This window comes from Myroides sp. ZB35 (assembly GCF_001865835.1).
Classification (GTDB): domain Bacteria; phylum Bacteroidota; class Bacteroidia; order Flavobacteriales; family Flavobacteriaceae; genus Flavobacterium; species Flavobacterium odoratimimum.
Window position 1 is genome coordinate 164,642 of sequence record NZ_CP017769.1, and the last position, 20,974, is coordinate 185,615.

The window sequence follows — 20,974 nt, forward strand, 5'->3', positions numbered from 1 at the left end:
AATTATAATTTAGTTTAATAAGTATCTTAAGCTAAAGATACCTAACTATTTTTTCGTTATTTGATTACAAAAACGATATTCATATAAGAGGCAGGTGTCGCATTACCAATGATGTCATAAGTAAGCTTACCATCTTTATCTATCTTAAGATTTTTAAATACTTTTGTGTCATAATAAGTCACATAGTAATGAAGCTCTCCTTTATCAAATACAGCTATATCTGCTGGAGCACCATCACTCCCCACTATTCCGCCTGTATAAGGCATTGTATATCCACCAGCACCATGAGCAATAGGATAATCTGCATTTCCTACTCCTGCTTTTCCTCCTGTAAACTGATCTACATATTCTTTATATAAATCTCTTTCTAAGCCAGTTCCTTTTGACTTCGTATCAAAAATAACTGCTGGCATATAGAAGAACTGAGGAGCTACTTTAGCACGTTCTACAGTTTTTAACACACCATCAGCATCCGCTACCACAACTTTATTAGTTGATTCTCCAGTAAATTCAGGTTTATTAATATTATTAACTTGAACTCCTCCGTCTCCATGAATAACAAGGTTAATAAGAGCACTACTATTTCCATCGTATGTTTTATATGTTTCAAAACTGATGTTTTTTGAATAATATGTAGATAATTTAAATCCCTTATCTGCACTTGAGTTAATATGTGACCAATCATTATCATGATTTAACTTTAATTTCGATTCAATACCATTAGTAGATTCAACTTTTGAAATTAAACCTATAGATGACGTTTTATCTCCATACATATTTAAACCAGTATGATCTGAATCATAAGTAAATCCATGAGATTGACCACCTTTCTCAAATATTAAAGACGTGTTTTTTCCAAAATCAACAATACGGTTACTCGTTAAAGTACCATCTGAGTTATAAATATTCTTATATTCCTCAGGTTTTTTCCACTCTACTTTAGTATTTGTATCACCATCTTTTACTACTGTTAATACATCACCTGCATTTCCTCCATCAGTGTTAATTGCTACGTTATAATCCGTAGTAGTACTTCCTGTTGCTGTAGTAGGTGTTACTTTCACTCCATTTCCTTCAGAAACTGTAGTTAACTTCTGTGCTGCTTGAATATCGTCATTAGAAACATTTACTTTATACTCTGTCGTATTACTTCCTGCTGGATTAACAGATGAACTTACTGTTGTATTTAATCCATTAACAACAGTAGTAACTTTTTGTCCTGCTTGGATAGCGTCCTTTAAATCTACTGAACCTGACTCTACGCCATTAACAGAAGTAACAATTGTAGTACCATCAACTGTATTTGTAACATTATCAATTACTTTAACTTCAGCTTCTTTTCCATTCACTGTAGAAACAATAGTGTTACTATCTACAGTACCATTATTATTTTTCTTAGTTAAAGCATTAGTAGTTGTAGGAACTATTTCAGATTGTGCTACCCAAGTAGCTTTACCTTCTTTAGTAACCATTACTTGCCCATTAGTACCCGCTTTTATTTCTAAAGAAACATCTTTGAATGTAGAACCTACACTTCCTTTATCATCATTAACAACAATTGAATTAGAAGTAACATTACCTGTTGCTAATTTTTCTTTAGCAGTTTCATAGTTAACTGTTAAATTACCAGTACCATCTACATTTAATCCTTCACCTGCTTTTATTACACCTGCTACATCTTTAGTAGCTGTTGGAACATCTAAAGTGTACTCATGAGAATCTGCAGCTTTAGTTACAGTAATATTTGTTCCTTCTTTAATAGTAGTAACTGTTTCGTTAGCTTTAACGATATCTTTTTGATCTACCCAAGTAGTTCCATTTCCATCAGCATTTGTTACCATCACTTGATTAGCTGCACCGTGTGTAATCGAAAGAGTTACCTCTTTTAATACTGATCCTGCTCCATTATCTGTACCTCCTACAGTAATCCCAGTACCTGTAATTCCTTTTGCATCAGAAATTAAGCTTGATGTAATAGTTGTCGGTGTCCATACACCATTTACTAAAGTCAATACCTGATTAGCAGTTGGGTTAGTATCAGATACTTCTACCCCTTGTATTTTACCTACTACAGTAGCATTAGTTGGTCCAGTTACATCACCATCTAAAGTAATCTCTGTAATTTCAGATTGTTTAGCAAAACGAGCCCATTTAGTTCCATCCCAATAGTAATAACCTGGAGTAACATCATTAGCTGTTGCTTGGTTATATACCATTAATGATGTTTCAGGTTTAGTAATAGGCTCTTGATTAGTTGTTTCAACTAACTCTACACGTGGTATCAACAATCCTCTTTTTGAGGATTGTATATCTACTGCTGCTGATTTATTTGGTTTATCTGTTCCGAATCCTTGTTGTGCTTGAACTGTTTGAGTTCCTAATAAAAGTAATAAACTAAGTCCGGCAAATCCTATGTATGTCTTTTTCATCTTTTGTATTCTATTTTTTATTAGTTACGTCCAACAACGATCCATTTCGTTCCATTAGACTTAATAATCCACCCTTGGAATGGCATAGCTCCATAAGCTAAGCGATTACTTACTGTATCATTCTCTTGAACAATATTTAAATAACCATTGTGATTTTCATTTGTATTAGCAATTTTCACACTAATAGTTTGTCCTTCTACACCGCTTGGAGTTGGTAATTTTAAATTAGTATCTGTAGCTCCTAAAGTAACTTCGATTACCACTTCCTCTTGATTAATAGAGTAATTAGTATCTCCTGCGATATTAATATCACCTTCTTTAGTTATAGTAATACTTCCTGTAGATTCAGATTTGTTTACAGCATATAACTTACCATCTGCTCCTATTTTCACGTTTTCTAAAACAGTATTTTTATCAGCTGGAGCATCTAATCCTATAATAGCTAATGAACCATTTCCTGTTAGATCTAATTTAGTTGGCTCTGTTATTTCACCACCTAAATTAACTGTATTATCAGATTTAACTGTAATACCCTGTCCTGACTTAACTGTATTTCCTAAAGCAGAAGCATCAACCCATTCAGTAGTAGTTCCTGTAACTGTTCCTTCAGCATCTTTAACTTCTTTAGTAACTAATACTTGACCTGCAGTAGTACCTCCTTTTATTTCTATTGATGTCTCATCTAATAAAGCTTTTGCTCCACCTGTTACAACAATTGATTTAGATTTTAATTCTTTACCTTTAAGAGTCTCACCAGAGATTTCTTTATAAGTAACTCCACCTATACCATCTGCTACTGGAATTTGTCCTTCTCCTGCAGGAGAAGATGTCCCATTATCTGTAGTATTAGAAGTCATTTTATCTGCTGATACAGCTCCGCTACCTAAGTCAACATTTGCTATTGTACCATCAAGAATCTCTGTAGATGTAATACTTCCTTCTTTAATACTTAGTTTAGTATCTACTAAAACAGCATTTTTTAATTCAGAAGATTGAGTATCACCAATAACAATTTTACCATCAGTAGTTAATGTTTTAGCAACTAATCCACCCTTATCAACAGCATCTTCAATTAAGTTCTTAGCTGATGTTTGTTTTAACACACCTTCTTTATCAGCGATAACAATGTTATTATCAGTTACAGGTTTAGCTACATTATCTAATCCTTTAATAGCAATATCACCAGCTTTAACACCATTATTATCAGTTAAGTCAATAATAGCTCCTGGTGTAGTACCATCATTTTTAATCTTACCTCCTAAGTTAACAGTGTTGTCATCTTTAACTGTAATACCTTGACCAGACTTTACTGTATTACCTAAAGCAGATGCATCAACCCATTCTGTTACATAAGTAACTTTACCTTCACCATCTTTAACTTCTTTAGTAACTAATACTTGACCTGCTTTCTCTCCTCCTTTAACTTCGATATTCACATTTTTTAAAAGAGCAGTATCAGCTGCAGCACCCTCTATTTGAATAGAATTCCCTTTAGAAGTCAATGCTTTTCCATCTATAGCACCCTTATCTATAGCATCTTCCATTAAATCTTTAGCAGATACATTCTTTAAGATACCATCAGCTCCCATTACTACGATATTATGTCCAGCTACATTACCTTTTGTTAATGTATCAAGACCTGTTATCGCTAATTCTTTACCTGCTCCTGTATTTAAAATTGTTTTCTCTGTTAAATCCCCACCTAGTTTTACAACTGTTTTAGTATTTCCTTTATCATCTGTAATAACCTCTGTTTTCACACCATTAGTTCCTGCTACTACATCTTTTAAAAACACCTCAGGATTAACCCATTCTGAAACATAAGTAGTTTTTCCTTCTACAGTAACTTCTTTTGTCACTAACACTTGATTAGGAGCAGTTCCTGCTTTTACATTTACATTATAATCGATATCGTGTCCGTTTACATCTGGTTTTGGTGTAACTGTCACATTATCTCCTGCAGAAACTGTTACTGAACTACCTGAGTTAGAAGATACGAAACGTACCCATCTACCTTTAGATCCACCTTCGTGTTTAAAATTTGCATCCCAGTAATAAAAACCAGCTGGTGTTTTCGATCCAATATTATATACCATTAAAGCATTAGCAGGATTAATTACTGGAGTACCTTGGTCTAAATTTGGAATATCCAATCTAGGAATCAATAAACCACGTTTACCCGAAACGATCTCTACAGCAGATGATCTATCTGGTGTATTAGTTCCGAATCCTTGTTGAGCATATATATTTGAAGTTGTTAAAACTGTGAAAGCTACTGTAGCTGATAATATTAATTTTTTCATTTTGATTTCTAATTAAGTAAGGTGATTAAAATTTGTTAACGATTTGCCATTGAGTACCATCAGATACTAGATCCCATCCAGAGTAAGGAAGAGCAGTATATAATTCGCTTGCTCCTTCTATATTTCCTTTTACAGTTACATAGTTATCCTCTTCTGCATCGTGCTTTTTGATAGTGTATTTCTTTCCTTTATTTGCTGCTGTTGCTGTAGGAAGATTTACTATTACTTCTCCATTAACAGCATTTCCAAGTAAGATTACATCCTTATCTTCTATGCCATAAACGCCATCAATTACTTTAATAGCATTCATTCCTTCAAGGTTCAAAGAAATAGTAGCATCATGACGAAGAGCATCTTTACCACCATCATTGATAGTTAACATTCCTCCTGCTACTTTAAGATCTCCTTTTTTACCTGCTAACTCGTTAATAGCACCTTCTACAGTATTAGATGTTAATCCGTTATCTGTTGTAGGTTTAGTATAAGTAACATCTTTAGCGTCAACTTTATTATAAGTTACTGTTCCATTTGCATTAGCAACTGGTACCATACCTGCTTCTGCATTAGTAGAACCTCCATTTCCGTCTGTTACTGTCGCTTTCATTTTATCAGAAGTAACTGCTCCATCAGCAATACCTAAAGTCACATCTTTTAATAGAGAACTAGCTACTGAAGTATCAGTTCCTTCTTCAACCCCAGCTGTTACCGTAATTCCAGCTCCTTTTAATGTCTTTGCTTCTAAATTACCTGCTTCAACAGCGTCTTCAATTAAGTTCTTAGCAGAAGTTTGTTTTAACACACCTTCTTTATCAGTAATAACAATATTATTATCAGTTACAGGTTTATCAACACTAGCTAATCCTTCTATTGCTAATGTGTTTGTTACATCAGTTTTGATCTTAGTAGCTTCTGTTAAAGTACCACCTAGACCTAATTTAGTAGTTCCATCATCACCAGTAATCTTTTGAATACCATTAGTAACTTCTACACCTACCTTATCAGCATTTACCCATTTAGTGATATATGCTCCTTTACCATTCTCATCAACTACAGGTTGTCCGTTAGCATCAAGTTCTGGTGTAGACACTAATACTTGTCCTTCAGATGTACCTCCTTTAATCTCAAGATTAGTATCTTTTAATAAAGAATTATCTCCTCCTTTAACGATAATAGATTGAGAAGTAAGAGCCTTACCTTGTGTTTTTGCTATATTTTCAACATTAACAGACGCTACACCATCTTTAAATAAAATAGTTGGATCTACTTCTGCTTGTTTAGTAACACCAGCTGTAGTACCATTCGCATCAGCAATTTGAATCACATAATCTTTACCTCCAGTTGTGTTAGTTGAACCTTCTACAATACTAATTGGAGCATTTCCTGTGAAAGTATCTTTATTATTTAAAGTAGATTGATCAATCCACTGTACTTGACCATCAGCTCCAGTAACTAATACTTTAGATTCTCCAGCCGATTCCATATCTCCAGGTTTAATCGTACCATCTAATATCTCGTCAGACGTTACAGCACCTGTAGCAATATGATCTGCAGTTATTTTATCTTTTCCTATGTTTAATTTTACATCAGCTAATAATGAATTATCTGCTAAAACAGTAGTTGATGTACTATCAGTACCTATCACAATAACTCCATCTGTAGTTAAAGCTTTTGCTTTTAAATCCCCTACTTCAACAGCATCCTCAATCAAGTTCTTAGCAGAAGTTTGTTTTAACACACCATTAGCATCAGCGATAACTAGATTATTCTCTAATACTTTTCCTTTCTCTACTGAATCCATATTAGCAATAGCTAACGAATTCTCTTTAGTATCGATAACAGTTGGTTCTGTTAAGTAACCTCCTAATTTAAACTCACTACTACCATCTGTTGCGTTATTTACAACTGTAATACCATTCTTAGCATTTACAGTACCTGACACAAATTCTTTAGGATCTACCCATTCAGTAACTTTATGAGTTTCTTTCTTATCTGTACCGTCAGCATTTTTACCAACAACTATTTCTTTTGTTTTTGTAACTAACACTTGACCATCTTTCTCTCCACCTAGAACTTCGATAACAGTTCCATCTAAAAGAGCTTTTTCTCCACCAAATACTGAGATAGAACCTGAAGTAAGTGCTTTACCTTTAAGAGTCTCACCTGAGATTTCTTTATAAGTAACTCCTCCTTTTCCATCAGCAACAGGGATTTGTCCTTCAGCTACAGGATTAGTAGTTCCATTTTCTGAAGTAAAAGAAGTCATCTTATCCGCTGATACTGACTTATCATCTAACTTTTCGTTAGTAACTGCTTTATCGTCTAATTTCTCAGTAGAGATTCCTTTATTTGCTACTTGGATATTAGCATCTGCTAATAATGCTTTAACTCCAGTTGTTTTAGCAATAAATTCAAGACCACCTGATACCACTAAATCACCACTAGTACCTTCTACTGTAGTAATTTTTTCTAATAATTTCTCTATCGCTCCTTGAACATTTGTTGCTCCTAACTGAGTTGAATTGTCATTATATACAATACCACCAGCATTCGCATCAATTTCACCAACTACATCACCCTTTGAGTTTTTGAACTCATACACATTCTTTGTGGTATTCAAAGCAACAGATACTTCTTTTGGATCAATAGTTACTCCTGTCTCACCTGTTAATGGTTGTCCATCTGCACCTATTTGTTTCTCATTATAGTAAGTATAAGTACCATCTGCATTTTCAACTAATGTAGTAACAGTCTCATTTTCTTTAACGATAGTGCTAAACTTAGAGTTGTCTACATTAACCCATTCTTTCTTATCCTCATTCCATTCTTGGAATATAACATCCCCAGTAGACTGATCATAAACAATCTTAGTAAACCCACCTTTTGTTTCAGTTACATATTTAATATATTCATCAACATTAGTGAATGCACGTCCATCAACTGTTACAGGTTGTTTAACAATAGTTTCAAATTGCTTAACTACACTTGATGGAATATCAATAATAGTTTCTGTTCCATTCTCACTTGTGTAAGTATAGGTACCATTATTATTGTTTTTTAGCGTAGTTACAGTTTCGTTCTTCTCAACAAAATCTTTTAAATACTCCTCTACTGTAGTATATGTATTTCCATTAACTGTAATCGGTCCTCCATTGATAATTTTATCAAACTGGTTAATTACAGATTGTGGAACATCAATAGTAACATCTTTACCATTACCATTAGTAAATGTATAAGTACCATTAGTGTTATCTATTAATCCTGCTTTATTAACTGTTCCTAATACAGTACCATCTTTTGATACTACTGAGAAACTTCCGTTATTATTATCTTTAATAGACACATCTGCACCAGATCCTAAAGATTTCACGATTTCATCGATAGCACTTTGTACATCTTTAGAACTCAATCCTGAATCAGTATTATCATACCCTATAGCTTTAGCATTGGTATCAATAGTAGTAATCACTTCACCTTTACCATCTTTGAATGTATAAACACCATTCTGTGTTTCAACAGTTGTTTTATTGCTATCAAATGATACTGTCTTCCCTTTCTCATCAGTATACTCTAAAGTACCATCTCCTTTATCTAACAATGTAGTCAAAGTCTCATTACCTTTAACGATAGTACTAAACTTAGAGTTATCTACATTCACATATTTTTGAGTAGTTTCATCCCATTCTTGGAATATAACATCCCCTGTAGACTGATCATAAACAATTTTAGTAAATCCACCTTTAGACTCTGTTAAATAAGTAATATAATCATTCACTGTTTTGAATGTGCGCCCATCAACAGTAACAGGTCCTTTATTTACTATCTCTTCTAAGTTATTTACAACACCAACAACAACGTCAATAGCATAGATTCCTTTTGGTAAATTAGCTGCATCTACTGTAGTTGGCACTACACCTTTATTAGCTACTAGATACTCTTCAGAAACGTAATATTGCTTTTTATTTACAGTGATAATAACAGTCTTACTTTCATTAGCAGTAATAACTTGATTAATAGAAACCTCTTTTCTTTCTCCTTCTTTAGTTACATAAGTAAGCTTATCACCTTCATAATAAACATTACCACCTACATAAGTTCCATCTAAATAATTAGTGATATGATCTTGAACAGTTTTATTATTGATAATATCACCAAACTTATTGATAACTGTCTCTTTTACTTTAATGCGAATACCTTCACCAATGATTTTGCCATTGCGATCTACAGCATTCTCATTGTAATAAATATAGTCTCCAGTAACTTCATCATACACGATAGAAGTCAATTTATCTTTTATCTCTTGTTTTACAACTTTGTCACCATCTTTAGTGAACGTATAAAACTTATCACCTTCATAGATAACATTACCTTCTGTATTCTTAACGATGTTCTTGATGATAGTTTGTACTTTATCACCATCCATATTCACAATATCTTGGAAATTATTCACTACTATCTGAGGTATATCTTTATCCGCTGTTAAACGCACCCACTTATTGATATCCCAATAGTAGTACCCTGGAGTAATATCTTTCTTCTCAGAAATTTTTGTAGCATAAACCATCAAGCTTTGAACATTACCATTTGTGATAGTTGTTCTGTCAGTAGCACTAGTTAATGCAACATTAGGAATCAATAAACCCCTATTACTTGACTCGATTAATAATTCTGCAGATTTATTAGGTGTTGCTGTACCAATACCTACTTGGGCATTAGTAGCAAAAGTTCCTAATAAAAGTGCAACAGGAAGTAATCTTTTTTTCATAACAATAATGATTAATATCTTATTTTAAAAAAATGCTACTGAAGAAAGTTCTAGTCAAATGAATCTTAGATCAAGTAGTCTTTTATAATTAAATTATTAACAATGCCTAGTTTTGTTTTTATTAGCATCATTTTACACGCATACACCTTAATTCTATACGCGCATTATTTATGCTACAAATTTCTCTTAAAAGAAGAGATAAAATGTTCCAAAACATTAGCTCGAAAGACGTACCAACAAAATGAAACATGAAACAAAAAACCATTAACACCACGCTAACAGATACTTACAAAATACTTTTTTATTTATCTCCAAAAAATAGAGCTATATTAAAAAGAAATAGAAAAACACCTAAAAAAAGCGTTTTTGAAACAACAAAAACAGCTTTTTGAATCATAAATACCACAATAAAAAAAGTAAATTTTACAACTAGAATACCCCTTAATATTGATCAAAAAAGAACACTAAAACCACTTACATTTTATGATATCATGACACTATTTCACCGCTCTTAGCACACAAAATAGAAAGTAGAATATCATTCTATAGAACAAAACAGATCTGCTTAAAACAAAAAAAAAGTCACAACATTGGCGAAACGTTGTGACTTTTTTGTAGCGATTGATTCTACACTGGCTATGTAAAATCGAGGTAATTAATTATTGTTGTTTGTCGTTCTGACTTGTTGATTCTCAATATACTCTGAAGGAGATACTCCCACATATTTTTTAAATGCTCTAAAGAAAGATGTTCTTGAGTTAAAACCACATTCTTCTCCTAATTCACTAACAGAAACATTGTATTCTCTAGCTTTCAATGTCTCTTTAGCATATTCTACTCGCAACTCATTGATATAAGTATTGAAATTCTTACCGTATTCAGTAGAGAAGAACTGTGACAGATGATGTCTCTGTATACGTGTTAATTTCTCTACTAAATCCAATGAACAATTTGTTTTTAAAAACAATTGATCTTTAAAAATTACTTTTTCTATTTTCTCTTTATACTCATCTACAAATTCGTTTGCAAACTTAGATTTCTCATACTTGTTTAGCTCTACATCAACTATATCTCCAGACTTCTCCTCTTCCCTTTGGTTAATATAAACCTCATCGCTTTTCAATTTTTCTACATAATAGAAAAAAATAGTCATTGCTAAACACAGCACCCCTAGATATAATACATTACCATCATTATTAGGAATTGCATTGTACAATACTAATCCTATTGAAACAATTCCCACAAAAACCATAATCCAAATAACACGCAATACTAATAAGCGTACAGAATTAGATATATTTAACTTACTGACTGCTAAATAACCAAAAATGGCATAAAGAATTAGCTGACTTCCTAATACTACATAATTAACTAAATAGTAGTAAATCAAAAATTCTACCTCAACACTGCCTAAATTAAATAAGGTAATGATATATCCAATAAAAAAAAGAACACCTGGTACAAAGTGAATATAGTCATCTTTAAAAAATACTATCGCACTTTTACCTGTATCAGCATTTTCTTTAACCTCTTTTACAAACGTTTTAAAACAACAGTAAAAATATGGTGCATAAAATATTCCAAATGGCATCCCTAAATAAACAAATGTTTCTTCTTCAAAAAAGAATCGCACTAGAATAGTTACTGTACAATGAAGAATCATAAATAGTAAAAACCAATTTAAAATTCTCTGAGAACTTCTTTTACTAACTAATCTATTATTTATAAAGTAAGATATACATGCGAAAACGATTGCTGCTGATAAAATAAGTATGTATAAATATTCTTCCATAACTTATCCTTACGCTACCAAACTTCTATAACCTGATGGTGTCTGGCCAACGAAATATTTAAAATATTTATTAAAAGTTGACTTACTACTGAATCCACACTCATCTACTATCGCCTCAATAGTCAAGTTCTGTTTCTTTTCTATTAAAAATTTCGCATGGTTAATTCTATACTTTGCTAACAACTGATAGAAACTAGTATTCATATCGTGATTGATAACTTCTGACACTTGATGTTTACTCATCTCAACTTCTTTAGCTAAATGATCTAAAGAGAAATTAGTATCCAAATATTCTTCTGAGTTTTCGAAGTATTGAATAATACTTTCTACTTGACCACTCATTTCTGTCTCTAATACATCAGTAACAACAACATTCAACACAGGAGCTTCTATAATCTTATTTGTTACCTCCTTAGTTTCATTATCAACAGTTTCTTCTGAACGACTAACAATCAAAGTAAGTGTCGAAAACAAAATAGCAAAGAAATCTATTCCACCAAATAAGAAAGAACTTGTTACTCCATAGCTCTTATCAAATAAATCCATTAGGAAATAGAAAAAACAAATTACAGTACCAGCAACAGCATAAAAACTAAAAAAGCTAATAAAGTTAAATGCCTTATAACTTAAGTTCTTTGCGTGTACTGAGTTTATATTTTTACAAATAGCAAATAGATATCCTACCAAAAAAAGTAGGTTAACAATCTCATATAGCATTGTCATTTCACTAAAAGCTAATAATAGTACTCCTAAAGTACCTACAAAATGTAATTGTAATTTATTAAAGATATTGACCTCTGTACGGTCATATTTTATCATAACGTATATGATAGGTAGGATGAAGTATCCAAACGTAATATTAATATTGATTAGCGATAATAAAAACTGCAAAGCCACTAATACAATAGTTAGCTGCACTATCTTTTCGAAGATAGCTTTATCACTTTTTGCGTTATAAGGATTACTCAAAAATTTCATGCGTTAGGTGGTGTTAATGCAATGCTTTGGAAGCTGCCCTCAACGCACAAGATCATACGCCACATATTGATACAATATGTGGTACATGCCTAGATAAGTGGGGACTTAAATATAAATATTCGCATATTCATATTTTTCTCTAAAGCAGTGCAAATTTATTACTTATTTCTTACTTAAAAACATTTTTTAACAATGCAAGATCAGTTTTGTGAAAATCATATATATAAACTTAAAATGACGAACAAAAAACAACCATTACACAATAAATTATTAAACTTTATTCACCATTCATGTTTAAGTAAAGAAAATAATAAACCAAATTACCCTTATTTTGTAAATATTACTAAAAATATTATCGCAAAATCCGATTATTAGGTAATTCAAGCTCCTATTTTTGTTACATGATATATATCATACTTTATTTTTTAGATATATTATATACCTTATAAGTATACTTTACACAAAAATGAATGGTTAACTTCTGTAAATAAGACAACAAGACATCTAAAAAGTCACATATTTAAAAACATGAAACAAGAATATTTCGCATACAGTCACACAGCACAATACACACAAACATAAACAACTATCATTAATCAATATTTTTTAACCTAAAAAATAAACTTACAATCATAAAAACAACCAAAAGAAAGTAAAAAACACAATAGTCATAAAAAACATATTCTTTTTAAAATACTTCATTTATGCTTCCTTTTAACCTATTTCTTCACATTTAATGAAACAAAAAAACAGCCATATATAGCTATATTAACTATACATGACTGTTCATGTTTCATTTTATTAGAACATCGTACTGATACGTCGTTTTAACTTATTTAGTACCTTACTAGGTACCTTTCTTAGTTTACTGTTTTAATTTTTTCCACCCAAGTATTCCATAATTGTTGAGCGACCTTGTCTAAATCAGGGTGTTTCCCTCCACCATAGACTTCATAATCATTAGAAGTCTCTTCATCATCTTCATAGAAGTAATAATAAGTATAAACTTCTTTTGCCCAAATCTTTTTTGAGATTAACCCTAATAGCTTCCTTACTTTCTCTTCGCGTTCATCTATATTAAAACGAATAGTATAATTTCCTTCTTTAAAATAAAAATCTAATGATGTATCATAAATAACCTCCTTAGTATTTTCTCTTAAATTCCTAGGACATACTTTTAAATGGTATTCTTCACTTACCCAATATTCAGCAGGTGTCTCTTGTCCCTGTTGTACATAATCAACAATATCAGCCAAATACTTAATATTCGCTGTATGGTCCATTAAAGAATAATTCTGTGTAACATTAACCTCTACTTGTGCCAAATGCCATAATCGATTAACAGCTTCACGTTCCTCACTAGGTAACTTGTATTCTTGAGGAATTTCATCTACTGTACTCTGATAGCGCCCATGTCCATCAAAAGCATCGACTATCATATCAAAATACTTACTTGCATTATTTCTATCATTTAACCCATGATAAGACCAAGCTAAACTAAACCAATAATTAACCTTCGCTACCTCATCTACTAAATCAAAATACATAGGGTTACTGAAGAACTCTTCTGTTAATTCAATAGTTTTATAAAAATCGTGCTTCTTATATCTCACATAAGTAAAGAAGTCTGCTGCCATATAGATCATCTCTGATACAATGTCCTCATCCTCTATTTCTTTTTGTTCAAATCGCTCTTTTAAGCTGTAATAAAATAACTCTGCCTCCTCATATTGATTAGCATTAATATGATTCTTTAAAATACGTCCTTGAACAGACATCCACTCACTGCTAAACTCATCGTGATACGTTAATAGTTCTTGAGAGAAATACTCAACTTCTCTAAACTCTTCTAATGTTTCTGCTAAAAACAAACCATTGTCTAAGTTCTCTATAAATGGAGACAACTCATACCCTTTGCGATGAAGGGTTAAGGCATATCTACAGTCATCAGTCTCATAAGTATCTTCCTTTAATTTAGATACATTTCTGATCGCTATTCCCAGGTTATTACACAGCATCGCATAGCCATGACTATTATTATTCACCTTTGGGCCTTCTCCTCTATCAAAATAAGCATCAAGTTGAGGGATGACTAATCCTCCTATTTCTTTTGCCTGTTCATAGTACTTTAATGCCCTTTCATTATCTTCTCCTTTTAGTTCTCCAGCTTTTTCTAGAAAACGAGTCATCAAGTTGTACCCATAAAAACTATCACATCGAATAGGATAATCCTCTATTGACACACCAAATTTCTCTGCTAATTCATAATAAGTAAAAAATAGAGAACTAGTCACTTCCTTTACCACTGAATAATACTTACCTAAAGTTTCGAAAGCCTTCTTTGAATTTTTTTCTACTACGAGATAGTAACGTATTTTCATACGAAGTACTATTTCATTCTCAGGGTTAGTTTTTAACTCTTCCTCTATTATATCAGCGAACCTCATTCCATATTCACGTGTATTCTTCGCTCCGAATTCTTCAGGATAATCAATACCGATATGATATAATAAAGAGATTAGATTCCAATACCCCTCTAATTTTCCTGCTTTATACAGTTCCTCTATTTCTTTTCCAAAATTGACACTATACTCATTTCCATGAAAGATATAGAAAGAGTTTAATAACTCATAAGCCTCATTATACTCTCCTCTTTCTAAAAATAATCGTCCTCCTTGATAAGTAGCGTAATAATGATCAGGGAAGTGATCATAAGCTAATTTATAAAAAGACACCGCTGTACTATAATCTTCTAATTCACGATATAGATAAGCTATCATATAGTAAGTCTCTCCGAACTCTTTATCTTGCAGACTATAATCGTCTTTTAACAACGATATTTCGATTAACTTATCATGTAGTACCTCAATTGCTTTCTCTTTAAGCTCTAATTTAGTCTCATAGATCCAAGACAACCAATCAAAAGCACTAAACACAGACTTCTTATCAGTAGGCAGTTTATCTATAATCTCTTGTGCTGTAGACATCATCACAGAGACATCGTCATAGTATGGCCCATTATAGATGCGTATCTTCCAGAATAGCGCATCCTTATCTAATGCATCCTCTCTTAGAATCTCCTCTATAATCGATAATATCTGTTCTGACAGTTCTTGATTTTTATGGTATAATTCTATTTTCTGATCTTCATTGGCATTAGACAAATCATCTCCCATCACCAACTGATCATATAATTCTTTTATTTCGTCTAATCGTTTATCTTTTTGCTCCATAAAGCACATCTTTCCTTTTTTGTATAAATAAACGATAAAGATAATACATTAACTAATTCCCTAAAAAGACACCTAAAACATTTTACCCTAAACCCTAAACAAAAAAAGACGAACTATCGTTCGTCTTTTTTATAATATCTATAAGTTCTTTTTTCATTTAATGCCTTCTCCTCTTCTATAAATTCTTCTGGAATCACTTTCAAGAAAGAAGGGTGTTGCTCTATCGCCATCTCTACTTTTTCTACGATTTGCTCTATAGTATCATTCTCGTAGTCGATATCTAAAGGCTCTTTAATCACCATAGATTGAAGAATTCCTTTTTTCTTAAGGTGTAATCCTTTTTTATCAAAAGATCTTCTAAATCCATCGATAACAATAGGCACTACGATAGGCTTATAATTCTTAATAATATGAGCCGTTCCTTTTCTAATAGGTTTAAAAGACTTAGTCGTTCCCTGAGGGAAAGTGATTACCCATCCATCATCTAGAGCTACTTTAATATTCTCTACCTGATCTTGATTCACCTCTCTTTTCTCTTCTAACTCTTTTCCCTGGCTTCTCCACGTTCTATCTACTGTTACAGCCCCTACATAAGCTAATATACGCGGTAGCCATCCGGCCTTCATTGTTTCAGATGCAGCTACATAATACAGATTCAACTTTGGCTTCCAGATATAAAATATATTCTTGATAGAATCTTCACGTCCTTTAAGACTTGCATTAAATACATGGTACATTGCTACCACATCAGCAAAGTAAGTTTGGTGATTTGAAATAAATAATACATGCCTATCTGGCAATTGCCTAAGCACTTCAGAGCCTTCTATTTGTAAGCTATTAAAGCCACGGAAACGCTGATGCGTTGCAAATCCAAAAACTCTAATTATCCACTTCTTTAAAAATAAAATATGACCAAATGGATTTCTTTTAAACAATCCCATAATTCACACACATTGGTTCGAACTACAAAATTACAACTTTTACTCCTCTACTTTGTTAATTAAATGAAATAAGTCATACTTCTAAATACTAAATAGTATTAAATAAACACTAATATACTGAATAACAGAACAGATAAAGAATCAATATTTTTTTATAACCTACTTATATATCTGCTTAATTGTCTCCTTTAACTCACTTAACATCATCGCCGTAGCTCCCCAAATCGTAAAATCTTTGTATACATACGCAGGCACATCTATAAACTTAGCATAACTAGTTTGTAGCCCTACCTCTTTGACAATGCTGTCGTCTAACAGGGTCTTAAGTGGCATCTCTATCACACTAGCCACCTCATCTACACTTAATGTCATTTTAGGAGTATGGTCTATCACTCCTAAATAAGGTTGTACGATAAAATTACTAGGAGGAATATACACCCTCGTAAATGCCTTTAGCACTTGTATTTTACTAGGAGACACTCCTATTTCTTCATCCGTTTCTCTTAGCGCTGTCCTCTCTAAAGACAAGTCTTCTTCCTCATACTTCCCTCCTGGGAATCCTATTTGTCCTGAATGCACTCCACCACAGCTAGCTCTTTCGATTAATAAGATAGAAGTATCCTCTCCTTTAGGGTATAAAAGCATCATCACAGCAGAGTATCTCGGATCCTTCTTAATGAAATCATCTACAGCTAAGTAAGGGCGCCTTTCTTCAGGCACCATAAGTTGCTGTGCTTCTACTCCTAGTAGATTAACACTTTTAATTTCAGGTATTCTATGTAAAAGAGAATCAAAAGTCATATTTTTGTACACGTATAAATTACAACTACTAAAATTACAATTTTATTATCTATGTTTAGCAAAGAAGAAGCACAACGAATAAAAAAAGAATTCTGGATAACTTTTGCAGATGAATATCCTCGCAAATGGTTATTACACAATACTAAGATTAAAGATTTCTCTTTTAAATTCTACGCTGATAACAAAAAAGCACAAGTTTTATTAGACATAGAACACAAAGACGAAGAAAAAAGAAAAATCTATTTCGAAAAGATTGAATCTCTAAAAACAATCTTACTTGAAGAATATCTTCCTGAAGCTATTTTTGAAAGAAACTTCTACCTAGAAAACGGTAAATTGATCAGCCGTATTTGGATAGAGCAACCTAATGTTTGTATCAATAACAGAAAAACCTGGAATGAGATCTATGATTTCTTTAATGATAACATGAACCTTTTTGAATTATTTTTCTACGAACACGAAGATTATATAAGAGATTTAGAAATAAACACGTAATTTTAGCGTTATACATCTAAGTTTCTAAACAAGAATGCGTTATCTAAGCTTTTTTATTATCTTATTTACACTATGCTTTACAGCTAGTAATGCACAAGAAAATCAACCTTATCAGAAAGATTCTTTGTCTTATGTTAAGGTGCATTACTCTGAACATGAAGCACCTAAGTTAATAGAGAGAGACACCACTCGAATTTTTAAAAACTTCGAACAAAAAAGTAAAAAAACAAAAGTAGGACGTTTTTTCAACAAACTTGTTTATAAGAATAATAAGAAACTTATAGCGAATGCTCCCGAAATAAAAACAAACCAACATCTAGAATTAGGCGAAGGAAAAGTTATACGCAATATCTATATCAAGACATTAGACCCTTTTGGGTTTTCTGATACAGACTCTCTAAAGACACCTAAAAACAAAGTAGAGGAAATAGGAAATAAGCTCCACTTCAAAACAAAAAGCTTTACCATCAAGAACTTTCTAATCTTCAAAGAAGGAGAGCGTTTCGACTCTTTAAAGATTAAAGAAAGTGAGCGTCTTTTGCGTACCCAGAGCTTTGTAAGAAAAGTAACAATGTATCCTATTCCTACATCACATCCAGATTCTGTAGATGTCCTCATAAGGGAGTTAGACTCTTGGAGTATATACCCGACCGGCTCTATCTCTACTTCATCTTATAGGATAAAACTACGTGACAGAAACTTTGCTGGTCTAGGACATGACGTGATTCTTCAGTATACGAATAGATACAAAGAAAAAAAACAAGGGGTATACTTCGATTATACGGTTAACAATATTCAGAATACCTTCATAAGAGCTAATCTATTATATAATAAACAAGTTTGGGGAGACTATGTAAAAGGTATTGTAGTAGACAGACCTTTTTACTCTCCTTATGCTAAATGGGCAGGAGGTGTGACCTTATCTCAGCATTTTAGAAGAGATTCTCTACCTGATATTAATAATAATTACAGTTACGAATCACGCAAGTATAATACAGTAGATACGTGGGCAGGATATTCTATTCCTTTGTTTAAAAGCTATAAGGACAAACCTGTTATTACCAATCTTAGAACCTCATTGCGATATATAAAACAAAATTACACAGAGAGCCCACAAGAGCAATATGATCCATATGGATTCTATAGAGACCAGAGTACCTATTTAGCTTCTGTTAGTTTAAGTTCCATCAACTACGTCCAAGATCAATACATTTTTAACTATAATATTATTGAGGACGTCCAAGTCGGTAAAGTATTCGCACTGACTGGAGGTATGAGAGATCAGTATGGCAAGCGAAGAGCCTACTATGGAGCTAAACTAGCAATGGGAGGATATACTAGACTTGGCTATTTCTCCGGCAATGTCGAATGGGGAAGTTACTTCTATGGCAGTGATTCAGAGCAAGGTGCTTTACGATTAGAAGGAACCTATTTCACTAAGCTATTTATTATGGGTAACTGGCGTTTTAGACACTTCTTTACTCCTCAATTTATCTATGGATATAATCGTTATGATCACATCGGAGATGAACTTAGATTAGATAATGTAATCCAAGGAATACGTGCCCAGAAAGTAACAGGATCAAAACGTCTAGCCTTCGCTTACCAATGGCAGTCTTACGCGCCTTATGAGTGGAAAGGATTCCGTTTTAACCCTTATTTCAGTTTCGAAGGTGCCTTTATTACGAATAAGAGCGAAAACTTATTTGATTCTAAATTCTATTCTAGATTCAGCATCGGACTTGTTGCTTATAATGATTATCTAGTTTTTAGTAAAGTAGCACTCTCTCTTGTTTTCTACCCTACTATGCCTGATACAGGATCTAGCGTCATCAGAGCTAACTCTAGACAGTACAATATGAATCTACCAGACTTTAACTACGATAGGCCTCGTACCGTATCGTATTATTAATAAAATCCCCAAAGCAGTTAGTCTACTTTGGGGATTATTTTATCTATTCTTTAAGTATTGTTGAAATCTATAAATCTCTGTTTCTGCTGCTACATTATGCATGATTTCCTCATCTATAGGAGTTAATTCTACATGTCGTCTAGCCATCACTATTTTCATCGTTTCTAGAGCTTTCTCTACTTTATATGTTTCAGAAGACTCTCCTCCTCCCCAAGTAAAACTTGGTAAAAATGTCTTAGGAAATCCTCCTCCGAAGATACTACATCCCACCCCCACTACAGTTCCTGTATTGAACATGGTATTAATACCACTCTTACTGTGATCTCCCATCATTAAACCACAGAACTGCAAACCTGTATTTTCATACGATTGAGTCTCATAGCTCCATAATTTCACAGGACTATAGTTATTCTTTAGATTAGAGTTATTTGTATCTGCACCTAGATTACACCACTCTCCTAATACAGAATTACCTAAGAATCCGTCATGCCCTTTATTAGAATATCCAAACATCACAGAGTTACTCACTTCTCCACCTACTCTACAGTGAGGCCCTACAGTAGTAGCTCCATAAATCTTAGTTGCTAGTTTCACCTGCGCTTCTTCACATAGTGCAAATGGCCCTCTAATAACCGAACCTTCCATGATCTCAGCATTCTTACCGATATAAATAGGCCCTGTAGAAGCATTTAATGTTACAAATGCTAACTTAGCTCCTTCTTCTATAAATACATTCTCTGGAGCGATTACATTTACACTCTCCGGAATGTCTTCTGATATTCTATCTTCTGTAATTAAAGCAAAATCTGCACGAATAGCAGCGTCGTTCTTCTCGAATATATCCCATTTGTGCTCTATCTTCATCAATTCACTCTCACATACCAATAACTCATAGTCATCGAAGTTCACTTCTTCTTGAGAGTCTTGTGTATAGAACGCCACTATATCTTCATTATAGATAACAGCCTGCATAGGTTGTAATTCCTTAATTAAATCAGCTACCTCTTGATTAGGTAGATAAGCCGCATTAATCATTACATTATTCTCCACCTCTATCATTGGATATTTAGTAGATAAATATTCCTCTGTCAGAGTTGTAGTTGTATAACGCAGGTAATTTTCCCATTTTTCGCGGATAGTCAATATTCCTACACGAATATCTGCTACTGGTCTAGTAAACGTAAACGGCAATAAGGCTGTTCTTACGTCTCCATCGAATAAGATATAGTTCATAGTATATAATTCAAGATTTTAAAGGTTTAAAGTTAACGAATCTACAGTAAAAAACAGTGATAACGATCAATTAAATAATACTCTATTCATACATA

At 32.8% G+C, this 20,974-nt stretch carries 11 protein-coding genes; 2 read left to right on the forward strand and 9 right to left on the reverse strand.

Annotation, left to right across the window (positions count from 1 at the left end; all coding sequences use genetic code 11):
• Positions 1–56: 56 nt before the first annotated feature.
• The 8 genes from BK054_RS00690 to BK054_RS00730 form a co-directional block, all read right to left on the reverse strand.
• Complete coding sequence (locus BK054_RS00690) at positions 57–2,429, reverse strand: hypothetical protein (RefSeq protein ID WP_006261810.1); 2,373 nt, start codon at positions 2,427–2,429, stop codon at positions 57–59.
• Positions 2,430–2,449: 20 nt separating this feature from the next.
• Entirely contained in the window at positions 2,450–4,732 is a 2,283-nt protein-coding gene (locus BK054_RS00695) for a hypothetical protein (RefSeq protein WP_006261811.1), read from the reverse strand.
• 25 nt (positions 4,733–4,757) lie between these two features.
• Entirely contained in the window at positions 4,758–9,494 is a 4,737-nt protein-coding gene (locus tag BK054_RS00700; protein WP_071306878.1) for a hypothetical protein, read from the reverse strand.
• A gap of 655 nt (positions 9,495–10,149) precedes the next feature.
• Positions 10,150–11,157, reverse strand: coding sequence for a helix-turn-helix domain-containing protein (locus BK054_RS00705; protein WP_232234321.1), 1,008 nt, complete (start codon positions 11,155–11,157; stop codon positions 10,150–10,152).
• Positions 11,158–11,295: 138 nt separating this feature from the next.
• Positions 11,296–12,264, reverse strand: a complete 969-nt coding sequence (locus tag BK054_RS00710) for an AraC family transcriptional regulator (protein WP_006264349.1) — start codon at positions 12,262–12,264, stop codon at positions 11,296–11,298.
• A gap of 860 nt (positions 12,265–13,124) precedes the next feature.
• Positions 13,125–15,497 (reverse strand): tetratricopeptide repeat protein, encoded by a 2,373-nt coding sequence (locus BK054_RS00720; RefSeq protein WP_232234322.1) that lies wholly within the window; start codon positions 15,495–15,497, stop codon positions 13,125–13,127.
• 113 nt (positions 15,498–15,610) lie between these two features.
• Positions 15,611–16,438 (reverse strand): lysophospholipid acyltransferase family protein, encoded by an 828-nt coding sequence (locus BK054_RS00725; RefSeq protein ID WP_006258695.1) that lies wholly within the window; start codon positions 16,436–16,438, stop codon positions 15,611–15,613.
• A gap of 159 nt (positions 16,439–16,597) precedes the next feature.
• The gene (locus BK054_RS00730) at positions 16,598–17,239 is read right to left on the reverse strand and encodes an NUDIX hydrolase (protein ID WP_006258696.1); all 642 of its coding nucleotides are present in this window, start codon (positions 17,237–17,239) and stop codon (positions 16,598–16,600) included.
• A 51-nt stretch (positions 17,240–17,290) separates the two neighbouring features.
• Here BK054_RS00730 and BK054_RS00735 point away from each other — a divergent pair, with 51 nt between their 5' ends.
• On the forward strand, positions 17,291–17,734 hold the full coding sequence (locus BK054_RS00735) for a DUF4268 domain-containing protein (RefSeq protein ID WP_071306881.1): 444 nt from the start codon (positions 17,291–17,293) through the stop codon (positions 17,732–17,734).
• Between the two features lie 34 nt (positions 17,735–17,768).
• The gene (locus BK054_RS00740; RefSeq protein WP_006265914.1) at positions 17,769–19,646 is read left to right on the forward strand and encodes a hypothetical protein; all 1,878 of its coding nucleotides are present in this window, start codon (positions 17,769–17,771) and stop codon (positions 19,644–19,646) included.
• A 39-nt stretch (positions 19,647–19,685) separates the two neighbouring features.
• Here BK054_RS00740 and BK054_RS00745 read toward each other — a convergent pair whose 3' ends face one another.
• The gene (locus BK054_RS00745) at positions 19,686–20,879 is read right to left on the reverse strand and encodes a GlmU family protein (protein ID WP_071306882.1); all 1,194 of its coding nucleotides are present in this window, start codon (positions 20,877–20,879) and stop codon (positions 19,686–19,688) included.
• Between the last annotated feature and the right edge of the window lie 95 nt (positions 20,880–20,974).

Excerpts from the sequence above, each read along its gene's own strand:
- BK054_RS00690 (WP_006261810.1), bottom strand. The coding sequence starts at position 2,429 with ATGAAAAAGACATACATAGGATTTGCCGGACTTAGTTTATTACTTTTA.
- BK054_RS00695 (WP_006261811.1), bottom strand. The coding sequence starts at position 4,732 with ATGAAAAAATTAATATTATCAGCTACAGTAGCTTTCACAGTTTTAACA.
- BK054_RS00700 (WP_071306878.1), bottom strand. The coding sequence starts at position 9,494 with ATGAAAAAAAGATTACTTCCTGTTGCACTTTTATTAGGAACTTTTGCT.
- BK054_RS00705 (WP_232234321.1), bottom strand. The coding sequence starts at position 11,157 with ATGATTCTTCATTGTACAGTAACTATTCTAGTGCGATTCTTTTTTGAA.
- BK054_RS00710 (WP_006264349.1), bottom strand. The coding sequence starts at position 12,264 with ATGAAATTTTTGAGTAATCCTTATAACGCAAAAAGTGATAAAGCTATC.
- BK054_RS00720 (WP_232234322.1), bottom strand. The coding sequence starts at position 15,497 with ATGGAGCAAAAAGATAAACGATTAGACGAAATAAAAGAATTATATGAT.
- BK054_RS00725 (WP_006258695.1), bottom strand. The coding sequence starts at position 16,438 with ATGGGATTGTTTAAAAGAAATCCATTTGGTCATATTTTATTTTTAAAG.
- BK054_RS00730 (WP_006258696.1), bottom strand. The coding sequence starts at position 17,239 with ATGACTTTTGATTCTCTTTTACATAGAATACCTGAAATTAAAAGTGTT.
- BK054_RS00735 (WP_071306881.1), top strand. The coding sequence starts at position 17,291 with ATGTTTAGCAAAGAAGAAGCACAACGAATAAAAAAAGAATTCTGGATA.
- BK054_RS00740 (WP_006265914.1), top strand. The coding sequence starts at position 17,769 with ATGCGTTATCTAAGCTTTTTTATTATCTTATTTACACTATGCTTTACA.
- BK054_RS00745 (WP_071306882.1), bottom strand. The coding sequence starts at position 20,879 with ATGAACTATATCTTATTCGATGGAGACGTAAGAACAGCCTTATTGCCG.